This window comes from Streptomyces sp. ADMS (assembly GCF_033441795.1).
In the GTDB taxonomy this organism is placed as follows: Bacteria; Actinomycetota; Actinomycetes; order Streptomycetales; family Streptomycetaceae; genus Streptomyces.
Genome location: NZ_JAVFVX010000040.1, coordinates 35,419 through 51,343, shown reverse-complemented (window position 1 = coordinate 51,343; position 15,925 = coordinate 35,419). Strand labels below are relative to the sequence as shown.

8 protein-coding genes are annotated in these 15,925 nt (G+C 71.1%); 3 read left to right on the top strand and 5 right to left on the bottom strand.

Annotation, left to right across the window (positions count from 1 at the left end; translation table 11 throughout):
- Positions 1–136: 136 nt before the first annotated feature.
- Both RB628_RS19045 and RB628_RS19040 read right to left on the bottom strand, forming a co-directional pair.
- A complete protein-coding gene (locus RB628_RS19045; protein ID WP_318321679.1) occupies positions 137–2,698 on the bottom strand; it encodes an ATP-binding protein in 2,562 nt (853 codons plus the stop codon).
- Between the two features lie 129 nt (positions 2,699–2,827).
- Positions 2,828–4,318 carry an MFS transporter gene (locus tag RB628_RS19040; protein ID WP_318321678.1) on the bottom strand — a complete coding sequence of 497 codons (1,491 nt, stop codon included), beginning with the start codon at positions 4,316–4,318 and terminating at the stop codon, positions 2,828–2,830.
- A 65-nt stretch (positions 4,319–4,383) separates the two neighbouring features.
- On the opposite strand from RB628_RS19040, the gene dusB reads away from it, so the two are divergent.
- Positions 4,384–5,565, top strand: a complete 1,182-nt coding sequence (gene dusB, locus RB628_RS19035) for a tRNA dihydrouridine synthase DusB (RefSeq protein WP_318321677.1) — start codon at positions 4,384–4,386, stop codon at positions 5,563–5,565.
- A gap of 101 nt (positions 5,566–5,666) precedes the next feature.
- Here dusB and RB628_RS19030 read toward each other — a convergent pair whose 3' ends face one another.
- The 3 genes from RB628_RS19030 to RB628_RS19020 form a co-directional block, all read right to left on the bottom strand.
- Entirely contained in the window at positions 5,667–7,712 is a 2,046-nt protein-coding gene (locus RB628_RS19030; RefSeq protein WP_318321676.1) for a CDP-alcohol phosphatidyltransferase, read from the bottom strand.
- A gap of 229 nt (positions 7,713–7,941) precedes the next feature.
- Positions 7,942–9,879, bottom strand: a complete 1,938-nt coding sequence (locus RB628_RS19025; RefSeq protein ID WP_318321675.1) for a glycogen debranching N-terminal domain-containing protein — start codon at positions 9,877–9,879, stop codon at positions 7,942–7,944.
- On the bottom strand, positions 9,876–11,342 hold the full coding sequence (locus tag RB628_RS19020) for an MGH1-like glycoside hydrolase domain-containing protein (protein ID WP_318321674.1): 1,467 nt from the start codon (positions 11,340–11,342) through the stop codon (positions 9,876–9,878). Before RB628_RS19020 ends, RB628_RS19025 begins: the two co-directional genes overlap by 4 nt.
- A 120-nt stretch (positions 11,343–11,462) precedes the next feature.
- Between RB628_RS19020 and RB628_RS19015 the strand changes: the two genes are divergently transcribed.
- Together RB628_RS19015 and ppdK are read left to right on the top strand one after the other, a co-directional pair.
- A complete protein-coding gene (locus RB628_RS19015; RefSeq protein WP_318321673.1) occupies positions 11,463–12,677 on the top strand; it encodes an ROK family protein in 1,215 nt (404 codons plus the stop codon).
- A 424-nt stretch (positions 12,678–13,101) separates the two neighbouring features.
- On the top strand, positions 13,102–15,849 hold the full coding sequence (ppdK, locus tag RB628_RS19010) for a pyruvate, phosphate dikinase (RefSeq protein ID WP_318321672.1): 2,748 nt from the start codon (positions 13,102–13,104) through the stop codon (positions 15,847–15,849).
- Positions 15,850–15,925 lie beyond the last annotated feature (76 nt).

The window sequence follows — 15,925 nt, the reverse complement described above, 5'->3', positions numbered from 1 at the left end:
ACGGGGACGGAGGCGGGGACGGAGGTGGAGGCGGGGACAGGGACGGGGACGGAGGTGGAGGCCGGGACGGAGGCGGGGACCGAGGCGGAGGCGGGGACAGGCACGGGGACGGGCTCGGTGCCGGTGCCGGGAATCGTCAGTGGGACGGGCCGCTGAACCAGGCCGCCACCTGGCTCCGCGACGCGAAACCCAGCTTGGCGAGGATGCGCTCGACATGCCCCTCGGCCGTACGCCGGGAGATCACCAGCCGTTCGGCGATCTGCCGGTTCGTCATGCCCGACGCGATCAGCGCGGCCACTTCCAGTTCGCGTCGGGTGAGCCCGGTGTCGGATGCCGGCGGTGCGGGCCGTGCGGTGCGTTCGGCTCCGGTTGCGGTGCGCCTGGCTCCGGCCGGGGTGCGTCCGGCTGCGATGCGTTCGGCTGTGGTGCGCGGCTCGCCGAGTGCGTAGGCGAGGGCCTCGTGTGCCGACAGTTCGTAACCCCGCCGGTGGGCCTCGTCGTACCTGCCGTCGCCGAGTGTCTCGCGGGCGCGCCGTTCGGTCGCCGGGAGGTGTCCCGGCTGCCGTTGCCCGGCCGGCGGGTCGTGGCCGAGGTCGTACCAGATGCGGTGCGCCGCGCCCTGCAGCACGGCCGCCCGCTCGGCGTCACCCCGGGCGCCGGTGATGACGGCCAGGATCTCCAGGGTGCCGGCGACGGCGTGCGGCTCGCCGGTGACGTACGGCAGCCGCAGACAGCGCCGGGCGCTCTCGGCGGCGGCCTCGTGCTCACCCAGGGCCCAGCGGGCGGTTGCCAGCGCGCCCAGGACGTACGAGCGGACCCACTGCTCGCCGTGGGCCTCGCACACCGCGAGGGCGTCCAGGCACAGGGGTACGGCGCGTTCGGGGCGGCCGTGGAAGGTGAGTGTGGCCGCCATCTCGACGCGGCTGAGGACGTGGAAGGCGAGCAGCGGTCCCGCACCGTCCCCGGTGTGCGCGAGGTGTCCTGGGCGCCCGGTGTTCCCGCCCAGGACCTCGGCCAGTGGTCGGACGTCCGGTGTCTCGTGCGGGGCCAGGGTCGGGGGGTGCGGGGCGCCGGCCAGGAGCACGGCGCTCGTACGGCTGCGGACCAGGGGGATCAGGGCGGCGGCCCAGTGCGCCCGGGTCAGCTCGGGCGACGGGCGGCGGCCCTCGCGCAGGGCGAGCCGCTGCCACCAGTGCCGCAGCTCGGCCCAGGCGCCGCGCGCGATCCAGTAGAACCACAGCCTGCCGACCAGGCGCAGCCCGCGCGGGGACTCGCCGGGGGTGGTGAGACAGAAGTCGAGCGCCGCGCGCAGATTGTCGTGCTCGGCGCGCAGCCCGGCCAGTGTGCCCGGCTGATCCGGCCCGAACCACCTCCGTTCGTGCTCCTCCGCGACACGCACGAAGTGTGCGCACAACCGACGCCGGGTGTCCCCGGCCGCCCCGAGCGCCTCCAGCTTCTCCTGCCCGTACTCACGGAGAAGAGTGAGCATCCGGTACCGGGTGCCGATTCCCCCGCCAACCCCGCCTTCCTCCCTGACCAGCACGGACTTCTCCACCAGCCCGACGACGGCACCCAGCACGGCTGCACGGGCGGCACCGGGCGCGGTATCGGCCGCTGCCGTTGGGGCGCCGGGGTCGGCTTCATGGCTGCCCGGGGTGGGCGCCGCGCTCGATCGGGCTGTCCTGGCCGGGGCGGGCTCGTCGTACGGGCGGGCCGTGGCTGCCGCCGAGGCCGGCCCCGTCCCGCCGTCTGCGGGGGGCGCTCCTGCCGCGATGGGCCCGTCGGTGGCGCCGGCGCCCCCCGTCGTACCCGACCGCCCGCCAAGGGAGTCACCGCACACCGCCTCCGCCCCCGGCAGGGCGAAGCTGCCGGTGAACACCGACAGGTGGGCCCAGGCGAGCTGCTCCTGCGGGGTGCACAGGTCGTGGCTCCAGTCCACGGCCGAGCGGAGGGTCCGGTGGCGGGGTGGGGCGGCCGGGCTGCCGCAGGTGAGGAGGCGGTAGCGGTCGCCCAGGCGTTCGCCGAGGCGTTCGTCCAGTTGCTCCACGCCCAGGGCGTGCATCCGTACGGCCGCCAGCTCGATGGCCAGCGGGAGGCCGTCCAGGCGGTGGCAGAGGCGGGCCACGGCCGCACGGTTGTCGTCGGTGATCTCGAAGCCGGGCACCACGGCCGCCGCCCGGTCGGCGAACAGCCGCAGCGCCGGGAACTCCGCTCCGGCAAGGGGGTCACCGGGGGCCGGGGTGGCCAGCGGGGCCACCGGGAGCAACCGCTCCTCCGTGAGGCCGAGCCGGTGGCGGCTGGTGGCCAGCACCCGGACGCGCGAGGTCGCCCCGAGCACCGTGGCCACCAGTGAGGCACAGGCGTCCGCCACGTGCTCGCAGTTGTCCAGGACCAGCAGCAGCCGCCTGCTGCGCAGATGCTCGACGACCGCCTCCAACGGCGCCCGGTACGTCTCGTCCCGGATGCCGAGCGCATCCGCAACCGCGTGCGCGACCAGCGCGCCGTCCCGCACGGCGGCCAGCGGCACCAGCCAGACCCCGTCCGGGAAACCCCGTACGGCCCCCTCCGCCACCCGCCCCGCCAGTCTGGTCTTGCCCACCCCGCCGGGACCGGTGAGCGTCAGCAGCCGGGTGGCGGCCAACAGCCGCCTGGCCTGCGTCAGTTCATGGCGTCGGCCCACGAAACTCGTGCCCGGCACGGGGAATCCGACCGTCCGCCGCGACCCGGCTGCCCCCACGATCGGCCACGCCCTCTTCGTATTCGTCGAGTTGCTGGTGCCCTTGCATGATCACAACGGTGATCATCAGCAATGGGTTACAGCAACGGCTCACATTGTGCTGCGCGCCCCCGCCGCACCCCGCACGCCCTTCTCCCCGCCCATGTCCTTACGCTCACTCGTGCTGTTCTCGTCCTCCAGGCGCTCCGCGGTCCGCTCCGCCGTCCGCCGGGCCCAGCCGCCGGTCGTGACGGCACCCAGGACCAGTACGGCCAGGCCGCAGCCCGCGATGATCCACCAGCCGGGCCGTGCCGCGGCGGCGAACACCTCCGTGTACGGGCCCGAACCGATGCCCGACGCCAGCACCGCGCCGATCACCGCGACCCCGAGCGTGCCCCCGGTCTGGCGGCTGGTGGAGGCGACCGCGGCGGCCACCCCGGCCTGGGTGCGGGGCATGCCCGAGACGGCCGTGTTGGTGATGGGCGCGTTGACGAAGCCGAAGCCGAGGCCGAACAGGAAGTACCCGATGACCAAGGTCACGTTCGACGACTCCGCGTCGAACCCGGCGAACAGGACCCCGCTCGCGGTCATCGCGACGCCCGCCATGAGGAGCGAGAACCGGGGCCCCCGGCTGCCGACCAGCCGCCCCGAGATCGGCGCGCACACGAAGCACATCACTGCCATCGGCAGCATCCACAGACCGGCGTGCAGCGCGGACAGCCCCCGCACGTTCTGCAGATACAGGGTCGACAGGAACAGGAACCCGCTCAGCGCCGCGAACGCGCTCACCGCGACCACGGTCGCCCCACTGAACGGCACCGACCGGAAGAAGCGCAGGTCGATGAGGGGTTCGCTGCGCCGGGGCTCGTAGTACAGCAGCCCGAGCAGCGCGGCCAGGGCGACCGCCCCGAAGGTGAGCGTGTGCGTGACCGGCGAGTGGGGTGCCTCGATGATCGCGTACGTCAGCGAGCCGAGCAGCGCGATGACCAGCACCTGGCCGACCGGGTCCGGGCGGCGGGCCTTCGGCGCCCGGGACTCGGGGACGTACCGCCAGGTCAGCAGGAGCGCGGCCAGGCCCACCGGCAGGTTGATCCAGAAGATCGACCGCCAGCCGACGGTGTCCACGAGCAGGCCGCCGACGATCGGGCCGGCGGCCATGGAAATGCCGACCACCGCGCCCCACGCCCCGATCGCCCGGGCCCGCTCGCGCGGGTCGGTGAAGGTGTTGGTGATGATCGACATGGCGACCGGATTGAGCATCGAGCCGCCGATCGCCTGGATCATGCGGAACGCGATGAGCGAGTCGAGGTCCGGGGCGAGCGAGCAGAGCACCGAGCCCAGCGTGAACAGCACCAGCCCGGTCTTGAACACCCGGCGGCGGCCTATCCGGTCGGCGGTCGAGCCCGCGAGCATCAGCAGCGAGGCCAGCACCAGCGTGTACGCGTCGAGCGCCCACTGCATACCGGCCACACTCGCGCCCAGATCTCTCTCCATGGAGGGCAGCGCGACATTGAGGACAGTGACGTCGAGGCTCACGATCAGCAGGCTCATGCAGCAGATCGCGAGCACCAGCATGCGGCGGCGGGGGCTCAGCTCGGACATGCGGTCCATAGTACGGCTAACTAACGACTTTGGCTGTACTCCATTCGGTGCGCGAGAATGGGCGGATGCCCACGCCCGTGACCGCCCCCGCACGCCTCCTCCGGATCGGCCCGCACGCCGTGCAGCCGCCCGTCGTCCTCGCCCCCATGGCCGGGATCACCAACGCGCCCTTCCGCACGCTGTGCAGGCACTTCGCCGGAGGCGAACCGAAGGATGGAGCCAGTGGGGGCAAGGGCCTGTTCGTCAGCGAGATGATCACGACCCGGGCGCTGGTCGAGCGCAACGAGAAGACCATGCAGCTGATCCACTTCGACGCGACCGAGAAGCCGCGCTCGATCCAGCTGTACGGTGTCGACCCGGCGACCGTCGGCAAGGCCGTCCGCATGATCGCGGAGGAGGACCTGGCCGACCACATCGACCTCAACTTCGGGTGCCCCGTCCCGAAGGTGACGCGGAAGGGCGGCGGCTCGGCGCTCCCGTACAAGCGGAACCTGCTGCGCGCGATCCTGCGCGAGGCGGTGTCCGGGGCCGGGGACATCCCCGTCACGATGAAGATGCGCAAGGGCATCGACGACGACCACATCACCTACCTCGACGCCGGCCGGATCGCGGTGGAGGAGGGCGTGACGGCCATCGCGCTGCACGGCCGCACCGCCGCCCAGCACTACGGCGGCACGGCGGACTGGGACGCGATCGCCCGCCTCAAGGAGCATGTGCCGGAGATTCCCGTGCTCGGCAACGGCGACATCTGGTCGGCCGAGGACGCGCTGCGGATGGTCCGGGAGACCGGGTGCGACGGAGTGGTCGTCGGGCGCGGGTGCCTCGGCCGGCCATGGCTGTTCGCTGACCTGGTGGCGGCCTTCGAGGGACGTACGGATGCCATCGCGCGCCCGTCCCTCCGTGAGGTGGCCGACGTGATGGTCCGGCACGCCACGCTGCTCGGTGAGTGGATCGGGGACGAGGCGCGCGGGGTCATCGACTTCCGCAAGCATGTCGCCTGGTACCTGAAGGGCTTCGCGGTCGGCTCCGAGATGCGCAAGCGACTCGCGATCACCTCCTCGCTCGCCGAACTCCGTTCCGGACTCGACGAGTTGGACCTCGACCAGCCCTGGCCCGTCGGCGCCGACGGGCCCCGAGGCCGTACGTCCGGCAACAACCGGGTGGTGCTGCCGGACGGCTGGCTGAGGGACCCGTACGACTGCGCGGGCGTGAGTGAGGACGCGGAGCTGGACACGTCGGGGGGCTGAGGTCCTCCTGGTGGTCCGTCGCCCGCGGGTCCGCTGTGGATGGTCGTGCCGTTCCCCGCGCCCCTACGGGGGCGCGGCCCGACCCGGACAGCTACGGTCGCTCACGGGTGGGGCGTCGAGCCGTACGCCGTAAGGAACTTGTCGCGGAACGCGCTCATCTTCCAGACCGGCCCATCGTCGGCGGGGCGCAGGCCGTCCGTCCAGTTCCAGTCGGCGATCCTGTCCAGGATCTTCGGGTCCTTGGCCACGACCGACACCGGTACGTCACGGCTGGCGTTGGTGCCACTGACCCGGGACATGGGCTGGTGGTCGCCGAGGAAGACGAGGACGGTGTCGTCGGTGCCGTACCGGGTGAGCCAGTCGATGAGGCTGGTGACCGAGTACTGGATCGACTTGGCGTACTCCTGCTTGGCCTTGACGCCGTCGTAGAGGACGTCCTTCGGGTCCTTGCCCGCCTTCTGGACCGAGTCGAACACCGAGCCGTCGCCGATCTGGTCCTGCGGAACCGTTTCCGGAAGGGGCGCCCAGGGCTGGTGACTTGAGGTCAGGATGATCTCGGACATCAGCGGCTTGTCCTGCTTCCTGCCGTGCTCCAGACGCTGGAAGGCCTCCAGCGTGTACTGGTCCGGCATGGTCGACCAGCTGAACTTCGGTCCCTTGTAACCGAGGTCCCTGGATTCGTAGTTCTTCTCCAGGCCGTAGAACTTCTCCTCCGGCCACCTCTTCTGCACGCCCGGCATCACACCGACCGTCCGCCAGTCGCCGGTGCGCCGGAACGCCTCGGTGAGGGTGAGGCGGTCGCTGTTGACGAGGGTGTTGTAGCGCTGCTGGCTGTTGATCCACAGGCCCGACAGGAACGTGGAGTGGCCGAGCCAGCTGCTGCCGCCGTACGTCGCCGAGGTCAGCCAGCCGCTCTTCGCGGCGAACCCGGCGTCCGTCAGGGCCTGGGTCTGGTCGGCGAGCGTCTTGCCGACGCCGGGCGCCATCATCGGGTCCTCGATCGCGCTGCGGCCGTAGCTCTCGATGAACGTGAAGATGACGTCCTTGCCGCGCAGGTCCGGCACCAGCTGGTCGCCCGGTGTGTTGGCGAAGGGGTCGTCCTTGGCGAACTTCTCGAACGCGGCCTCGTCGCGGAACGTGTCGCTCGCCCGCCGCACGTGCACCTTCACGACCCCGGCGGTGTGGTCCGAGGCGATCGGTACCCCGCCGATCGTGACGCCGAGGGACATGCAGGTGATCCAGACGGTGCCGGCGATGAGCGTGGCCCTGGTGGCGAGGGCGTTGTTGCGGGCGAGGAGGTTGCTGAGCCGCACGGCCGCGAGGGCCGTCCCGGCGGGCAGCAGCAGCGCGAGCACGATCACGGCGAGGGTGGCGGCGATCGACCCCGCCGTACCGACGGTGTCGGTGATGTACGACTGCGCGTCGGCGAGCAGCTGCCAGTCGAGCACGATGTTGAAGTGCCGGCCCAGATACTCGACGAACCCCATGTCCATCAGGTTCAGCACGGTCAGCGCGCCGAGGAAGGCACCGATGCACGCCGCCGTGATCACTCGCGGCCGGCGCGGCATCGCGAGCAGCACGACAGCTGCGACGATCGCCTCCGCCGGGAGCCGGAAGAACTCGCTGATCCTGAGATTGCCGGTGGTGTTCGGCATCTGCAGGGCGACGAGCACGAGGAGCGCGGAGAGGGCGGTGGCGGCCCAGCGCAGGTTACGGGCGGCGGTGGGGCGACGGGTACGCCAGTCGGGTTCGGTGGGTTTGGTGGTTGAGGTGGGTTGGTCGGGTTCGGTGGCCTTGGTGGCTGAGGTGGGTTCGTCGGGCTCGTCGGGTTGTGCGGCTGGCGGTGCGGGTTGTGGGGGCGCTTCTTCGGCGAGGGCGTCCCCTCCGGGTGTCTCCGTGACCGGCGTCTCTTCAGCTTCAGATGCCGGTGTCTTCTCGGCGTCCGCGACCGGATTCCCGGCCGGGGTGGCCTCGTCCGGCGTCGTTTCCGTAGGCGCCTCCTCAACCACCGTGTCAGCCGCACCGGTTGCTTCCGTGACAGCCGCGGTCTCCGTCGCACCGTCGCCCGTGTCCGGGGATGGCGTCTCGGCCGAAGGTGCCTCGGTGGTGGCGTCCGTCGATGGGTTGAAGCGCGTGAACAGAGGCACCCCGAAGGTCCTTCCGTGTGAAGCCCGTGCAGGAGCGGCGGACCCGGGCGCGGGGGCCGGGGTCCGCCACCATCCCGTACGGCGGGCCCTCAGCCTCCGTTCAGTCTGCGTGCCCAAGCAGCCGGCGAACACCGGGCAAACGCCTCGTCAAGCGACCGGCCACACGCGGCCACACGCGGCCACACGCGGCCACACGCGGCGTCACACGTCACACCTCGTCTACGTCCTGTCAGGCGCCCCCCACCGCCGTGAGCAGCGCCAACGGGGCCGCCGCCGACCGGGATTCCCGTACACACGCGTGCGGATAGGGCACCGGCTCACCGTGGGTGTCGCGGCCGTAACCGGCGAGGACCTCGGGAAGGCGGTGGCCGGTGGCGGTCGCGGCGTCGACCAGGGCGTGGGCGACCGTACGGGCCTCGTCGTGCAGTCCGTACCGGGAAAGGCCCAGCGTGATCAGGGCGTTGTCGTGCGGCCAGACCGAGCCCCGGTGGTACGAGAGGGGGTGGTAGGCGGACTGTCCAGACGCCAGCGTCCGTACGCCCCAGCCGGAGAAGAAGTCCGGCTCCACCAGGCGCCGGCCGACCTTCTCGCCCAACTCCTTGTCGAGCAGCCCCGACCAGAGAAGGTGTCCCGCGTCGGAGGCCAGCGCGTCCACCTGGTTGCCGTCGCCGTCCAGCGCGAGGGCAGGGAAGGAGTGCTCCGGCATCCAGAAGTCCCGCTGGAAACGGTCCCGGAGGTCGGCCGCCGCCTGTTCGAGGAGGGCGGCGTACACCTCGTCGTGCCATACCGTGCGGGCGAGTTGGGCCGTACGGCGCAGCGCGTCGTACGCGTAGCCCTGGGCCCCCGCCGCCATCACCGGGCCGCTTGCGCGGGTGCCGTCGGCCGAGCAGATGGCGCCGGGGGAGTCCTTCCAGTTCTGGTTGGCGAGACCGCCCTGGTCGGCCCGGTAGACCAGATAGCCGCGGGACGTCAGACCGCCGTGGTCCAGCATCCAGCCGATCGCCGCGCGGGCGTTGGCTTCGAGGCGGCGGGCCAGGGCCGTGTCACCGGTCTGCTCGACGTATGCCCCGAGGAGCACCAGGAACAGCGGTGTCGCGTCGACCGAGCCGTAGTAACGCCCGTACGGCACCTGCCCGAAGTGCGCCAGCTCGCCGTGCCGCACCTCGTGCACGATCTTGCCCGGCTGGGCCACGGAGCCCGGGCCGACCTCGGTCGCCTGGGTCGCGGCGAGCGCCGGGAGGGTGGCGGCGGCGAGTTGGGGGCGGTAGGGCAGTGCGAAGAGGGAGGTGAGGAGTGCGTCGCGGCCCAGGAGGGTGAGGAACCAGGGTGCGCCGGCGGCCGGTACGCGCAGCTCCTCGCCGTCGGGTCCGGTCGCGGGGACCTGGAGTACCGCCAGGTCGGAGAGGCCGCGTGCGCAGGCCGCCGCCAGCTCGGGCCAGCCGGTGGGGAAGGCGATGCCCTCGACGAACTCCCCTTCCAGCGCGAGGAGTTGATCGTTGGCGGCGGAGGGAGAGGCGGGTACCAGCGGTTTTTTGGTCGCGCCGTGCGGACGGGCGGCGACGCGCAGCGCCAGTTCCGCCGAACCGTGCGGTTCGAGATCCAGGGTCCAGACGAGGCGCCGGGCGCCGGTGCCGGTCTCCTCGACACCGTCGGGGGCGGGCTCGGCGGTGACCGTCGTACAGGACAGCCACTCACCGCGCCGGTAGCTGAACTCGACGCCGTCGTCGAGGACTTCGCGCTTGCGGACGGCGCCGGACTTGACGTACGTACGGTGGTCGGAGCGCAGCTCGAACTGGTCCGTGAAGTCGGCGTCGGCGGTGACCGCTATCCGGACCGTCACCGGCACCGGACGGTTGCTGGTCACGCGCAGCGCCTCGACGAACGAGCCGTCCGTGACGGCCTGTTCACGGAAGAGGGTGTAGGCGGGCGGCTCCTGGCGGCCGCCGCGCGGTACGAGGACACAGCGTGCGGTGTCCCCGTCGGCGACCGGGCTGAGCGTCTCGGGGACGGCGCCGTCGACGGTGAGCTGCCAACGGCTCAAATGCCGTGCGTCACGCACGAACATCCCGTCGGGGTGGCTGCCACCGCGTACGCCGCTGATGTCCCCGCCGTCGCCGACGGCCGCGAACGTCCCGCCATGCACGAGCAGATGATGCCGGTCCGTCATCGCCGTTCGCCTCCCTTGTCACTCATGTCGAACGCGCTGTTGATGTCGCTGTCGTCGAAGGGCTGCTGGTGGAGCAGGTCGAGGGTGAGCGCGGCGGTCCAGCCGAAGCCGAGCGCCCCGCAGGCCTCACCGGTGTACGGGTCCACGTACTCCGCGAACTCCGAGGCGTCGGCGGTCTCCAGCAGCGCCGTGCGCAGCGCGCCGGCGTGCGCCCGCTCGCCGTGCTGCCGCAGCCCGCGCTCCACCAGCCACCCCGTGTTGAACCAGGCCGGCCCGCGCCAGTAGCGGTGCGGGTCGAAGGCCTCGCCGAGCAGGTCGTAGGACGGCACGAGGCGGGCGGCGCCACCGAGCCCGAAGTGGGGCCCGCGCGCGGTACGGACGAGGGTGGCGGCGATGTCCCGGGGGAGCGTCGGGAGGAGGAGCGGGACGAGGCCGGAGACGCTGCGCTCGGGCACGAGGGCGCCGACGCCGGGCTTACCACCGCCGGTGGCCCCTGGATCGCGCACATCGCGGCAGAAGAACATCCCCTCCGCCGGGTCCCACAGCCGCTCCACCAGCGCCGCCGTCAGGCGTTCCGCGCGGGCGTGCCGGGCCGTCCCCGTCGCGCCCAACTCCTGGGCGATACGGGCCAGCGCGTGCTCCGAGGCGATCAGAAGCGCGTTGAAGGAGGGGTCCTCGACGGCGAACTCGCCCGCCCCGTCCGCGTATTCGCCGTCCCGGTAGTCGGTGGCCAGCCGCACGTACCGCCCGTAGTCCAGGTCCGTCGGCCGGTCCTCGGCGGCTCCGTGGTCGAGGTCGGCGCGGCGGAAGGAGCGGGCCGGGGCCGGGGTGACGCGGCTCAGCGGGGCGTCCCAGCAGGGGCTGTTGTCCATACCCTGTTCCCAGGGGTGCACGACCGACGCGAGGCCGCCCCCGCCCAGGTCACGGCGGTGCAGCAGATAGCGGTGCCAGGCGGCGAGCCTGGGGTAGGCGTGGGCGAGGAAGCCGCGCGAGCGGGACAGGCCGGGGTCGGCCTGGTGCACCAGCCAGACGGCCAGCGCGTGCACCGGTGGCTGCACGATGCCGGACGTCTGTACGGTGCGCGGGGCGCCCGCAGCGCGCCCCGCGGTCGAGGAGCGCCAGAAGTCGGGGCTCGGGAAGTACGCGTCGAGCGGGACGGAGGGATTGAAGACGATGTGCGGGATCCGCCCGTCGCCCCACTGGGCGGAGAGCAGCGTCTCCAGCTCCGTCTGCGCGCGCAGCGGCGACAGATGGCGCAGGCCGATCGCGATGAACGCGGAGTCCCAGGACCACTGGTGCGGATACAGGCCGCGCGAGGGGACCGTCGAGGTGCCGGTCCAGTTGGCCTTCAGCACCTCGGCCGCCCTGACGTGCAGGGCGTGCGGGGAATGTGTCGGCACGTCCGGTTCGTATACGACGGAGTGCGTCGTTGCGCGGGAGGTCAGCTGGGCAGTGCGATCCACTCGGGGCTCCCCGAAGACGTTCGGCCCGACCGGTTCGGTCGAGGCCACCGTAGAGTTACGTCTATTTAACACGCAAAACTCAATATGTAATGCAGGCTTGAGAAACACAAGGGGGTGCGCATGAGTAGTCGCGCTCAGGCGAGCGCCGGTGATCTGCTCGAACTGGTACGCAGCGGACGCGCCACGACTCGAGGTGCCCTGCAACAGGTGACGGGTCTCTCACGGGCGACGGTCGGCCACCGGCTCGACCGGCTGTTTCGCGCGGGCTGGCTGCGCGAGGGCGCCTCGGGTCCGGTCGACTCGCCGCTGGGCGGTCGCCCGTCCATCACCCTGGAGTTCGACGACGCCCACGCGGTCGTGCTCACCGCAGACCTGGACACGCGTCATGCCCGCGCCGCCGTCCTCACCCTCACGGGTGAGCTTCTGGTGGAACACTCGGGTGCGCTGGCCGTCGACGACGGTCCGGACGTGGTACTCGGCGAACTCGGCCGCTGGTTCGCGGAACTCCTGACGAAGGCCGGCCACCGGCCGTCCGAGGTCTGCGGCATCGGCCTCGCGGTACCGGGCCCGGTCGACACGGACAACGGCCGCGTCGTCCAGCCGCCGATCATGCCGGGCTGGGACGGCTACGACATCAGGACCCGCCTGGCCCGCGCCTTCGCCGAACACACGGGCGATACGGCCGCCGCCGCGAAGGTCCCGGTGCTGGTGGACAACGACGCCAACCTCATGGCGTACGGCGAACAGCGCACCGGACACCCCGACTGCTCGGCCTTCGTGCTGGTGAAGGTGTCGACGGGCATCGGCGCGGGCGTGGTGGTCGGCGGTTCGGTGTTCCGGGGCATCGACGGCGGCGCCGGGGACATCGGGCACATCCGCGTTCCGCAGGGAGCTGAAGCGCTGTGCCGGTGCGGGGCGTACGGCTGCCTTGCCGCCGTCGCGAGCGGTGGCGCCGTCGCCCGCCGGCTCGCCGCGACGGGGGTGCCGGCGGCGTCGGGCTCGGACGTGCGGGACCTGCTCGCGGCCGGGCATCCGGGGGCGGTCGCGCTGGCGCGCGAGGCGGGCCGGAGTGTGGGGGACGTGCTGGCGACGGTGGTGACGCTGCTCAACCCCGGCGTGCTGATGATCGCGGGGGACCTCGCCGGCACGCCGTTCCTGACGGGCGTACGGGAACTGCTGTACCAGCGGGCGCTGCCGCGCTCGACCGCTCATCTGGACGTGGTGACGTCGAGGCTGGGGGAGCGGGCGGGGCTGGTGGGGGCCGGGGCGATGGTCGTCGAGTACCTGTATGCGCCGGAGCGGGTGGAGGAGCGGCTGACGGCGCTCGGCGTGTGAGCTGCTGGGCGGCTTGCGACGGGGGTGTTTCCCGTCCGCGTCGGCGTCCGCATGGTGAAATCCGGGCCGGTTGTCTCGCGTGATTCTCGCCACCCTTGATAGGGGTTGCGCTCAGATGAGCGTATCGCGAGCGGCTGCACTTCTCAAAGGGTGGCACTGAGTGCCACTCTTTGATCGTTCATCGATAAAACTCAGACGTGTTGCAGGCTGCTCATGTGAGCGACAAAATGGGCATGTGCCTGCCACTGCCTTCAAGAAGTGAAAACACGCGGCCCCGACTGCTGGTCAAGCCTTGACTTTGGATCTGGTGGCGGACGGCTGGTTACAGGCACATGACACGCAAGTGGACGTACCCAGAGGCCTTCGATCTGGGTATGTTCCTCGCCGTCAGGGCAGCCACCGCGTCCTCAAGGAGTTGGGACCCGTGTCGGAAAACAAAGATCCCCACGTAGTTCAGCCGGGCACCAGTGTTGAGGGCGTGAAGTTCGTCTACGACTTCACCGAGGGCAACAGGGACCTCAAGGACCTGCTCGGCGGCAAAGGTGCCAACCTCGCCGAGATGACCAATCTGGGCCTTCCGGTGCCTCCGGGCTTCACGATCACCACCGAGGCCTGCAAGACGTACCTCGACAGTGGCGACGAGCCCGCGGCACTGCGTGACGAGGTGAGTGCACACCTCGCGGCCCTCGAAGAGGCCATGGGCAAGAAGCTCGGCCGGGCCGACAACCCCCTCCTCGTGTCCGTCCGTTCCGGGGCGAAGTTCTCGATGCCGGGAATGATGGACACGGTGCTGAACATCGGCCTGTCCGACAAATCGGTCCAGGGCCTCGCCAAGCAGGCCGGCGACGAGCGCTTCGCGTGGGACTCGTACCGCCGCCTCATCCAGATGTTCGGCAAGACGGTCCTCGGCGTCGACGGCGAGCTGTTCGAGGACGCGCTGGACGCGGCGAAGACGGCCAAGAAGGTCGCGGTCGACACGGAGCTGGAGGCCGCGGACCTCAAGAAGCTGGTCACCAGGTTCAAGAAGATCGTCAAGACCGAGGCGGGCCGCGACTTCCCGCAGGACCCGCGCGAGCAGATGGACCTCGCGATCCACGCGGTCTTCGACTCCTGGAACACGGACCGCGCGAAACTCTACCGCCGCCAGGAACGCATCCCCGGCGACCTCGGCACGGCGGTCAACATCTGCTCGATGGTCTTCGGCAACCTCGGCCCGGACTCGGGCACGGGCGTCGCGTTCACCCGCGACCCGGCCAGCGGCCACCAGGGCGTGTACGGCGACTACCTGCAGAACGCGCAGGGTGAGGACGTGGTGGCGGGCATCCGCAACACGGTCCCGCTCGCCGAGCTGGAGCAGATCGACAAGAAGTCGTACGACCAGCTGATGCGGATCATGGCGACCCTGGAGAACCACTACAAGGATCTCTGCGACATCGAGTTCACCATCGAGCGCGGCCAGTTGTGGATGCTCCAGACGCGCGTCGGCAAGCGCACGGCGGGCGCGGCCTTCCGTATCGCCACGCAGCTTGTCGACCAGGGCCTCATCGACGAGGCGGAAGCACTCCAGCGAGTCACGGGCGCCCAGCTGGCCCAGCTGATGTTCCCGCGCTTCGACGACCAGGCGAAGGTCAAGCAGGTCGGCCGGGGCATCGCAGCGTCACCGGGTGCGGCGGTCGGCAAGGCGGTGTTCGACTCGTACACCGCGGTGAAGTGGTCGCGTTCGGGGGAGCGGGTGATCCTGGTCCGCCGGGAGACGAACCCGGACGACCTCGACGGCATGATCGCGGCGGAGGGCATCCTGACCTCGCGGGGCGGCAAGACGTCCCACGCGGCCGTCGTGGCGCGCGGCATGGGCAAGACGTGCGTGTGCGGCGCGGAGGAGCTGGAGGTCGACACCAAGCGGCGCCGGATGACGGTGCCGGGCGGACATGTGGTGGAGGAGGGCGACCTGATCTCCATCGACGGTTCGAGCGGCAAGGTGTACCTGGGCGAGGTCCCCGTCGTCCCCTCCCCTGTGGTGGAGTTCTTCGAGGGCCGGATGCACGCGGGCGCCGACGACGCCGACGAACTGGTGGAGGCCGTCCACCGCATCATGGCCTTCGCGGACCGCAAGCGCCGGCTGCGCGTACGGGCGAACGCGGACAACGCCGAGGACGCGCTGCGGGCGCGCCGCTTCGGGGCCCAGGGCATCGGGCTGTGCCGTACGGAGCACATGTTCCTGGGCGAGCGGCGCGAGTACGTGGAGCGACTGATCCTCGCGGACACGGACACGGAGCGCGAGGATTCCCTGAAGGCTCTTCTCCCGCTCCAGAAGCGGGACTTCGTCGAGCTGTTCGAGGCGATGGACGGACTCCCGGTCACCATCCGCCTGTTGGACCCCCCACTGCACGAGTTCCTGCCGGACATCACGGAGTTGTCGGTACGGGTGGCACTCGCCGAGTCCCGCAAGGACCCGCACGAGAACGACCTGCGCCTGCTCCAGGCGGTACACCGCCTGCACGAGCAGAACCCGATGCTGGGCCTGCGTGGCGTAAGGCTGGGCCTGGTCATCCCCGGCCTGTTCACCATGCAGGTACGGGCGATCGCGGAAGCGGTGGCCGAGCGCAAGAACGCCAAGGGCGACCCGCGCGCCGAGATCATGATCCCGCTCGTGGGCACGGTCCAGGAGCTGGAGATCGTGCGCGACGAGGCCGAGCAGGTCATCGCCGAGGTCATCGAACAGACCGGCGTGGAACTGAAGTTGGCGCTCGGCACGATGATCGAACTGCCGCGTGCCGCACTGACGGCGGGACAGATCGCGGAGGCGGCCGAGTTCTTCTCCTTCGGCACGAACGACCTGACGCAGACGGTGTGGGGTTTCAGCCGGGACGACGTGGAGGCCTCGTTCTTCACGGCGTACCTGGAGAAGGGCATCTTCGGCGTCTCCCCGTTCGAGACGATCGACCGCGACGGGGTGGGTGCGCTGGTCAAGTCCGCGGTGGAGGCGGGGCGGGCGACGCGCCCCGACCTGAAGCTGGGCGTGTGCGGCGAGCACGGGGGCGACCCGGAGTCGGTGCACTTCTTCCACGAGGTGGGCCTGGACTACGTCAGCTGCTCACCGTTCCGGATTCCGGTGGCGCGGCTGGAGGCGGGGCGGGCGGCTTCGTCCTCGGCGGGAAGCGATCACCGGTAGGGGGTCCAGGCAACGTCCGTAGGCCGTAGGCCTGTTGGGCGCCCTGAGCTCCGGAGCTGTCGTCGGTCACCCCGAC

Excerpts from the sequence above, each read along its gene's own strand:
- RB628_RS19015 (WP_318321673.1), top strand. The coding sequence starts at position 11,463 with ATGAGTAGTCGCGCTCAGGCGAGCGCCGGTGATCTGCTCGAACTGGTA.
- RB628_RS19025 (WP_318321675.1), bottom strand. The coding sequence starts at position 9,879 with ATGACGGACCGGCATCATCTGCTCGTGCATGGCGGGACGTTCGCGGCC.
- dusB (WP_318321677.1), top strand. The coding sequence starts at position 4,384 with ATGCCCACGCCCGTGACCGCCCCCGCACGCCTCCTCCGGATCGGCCCG.
- RB628_RS19040 (WP_318321678.1), bottom strand. The coding sequence starts at position 4,318 with ATGTCCGAGCTGAGCCCCCGCCGCCGCATGCTGGTGCTCGCGATCTGC.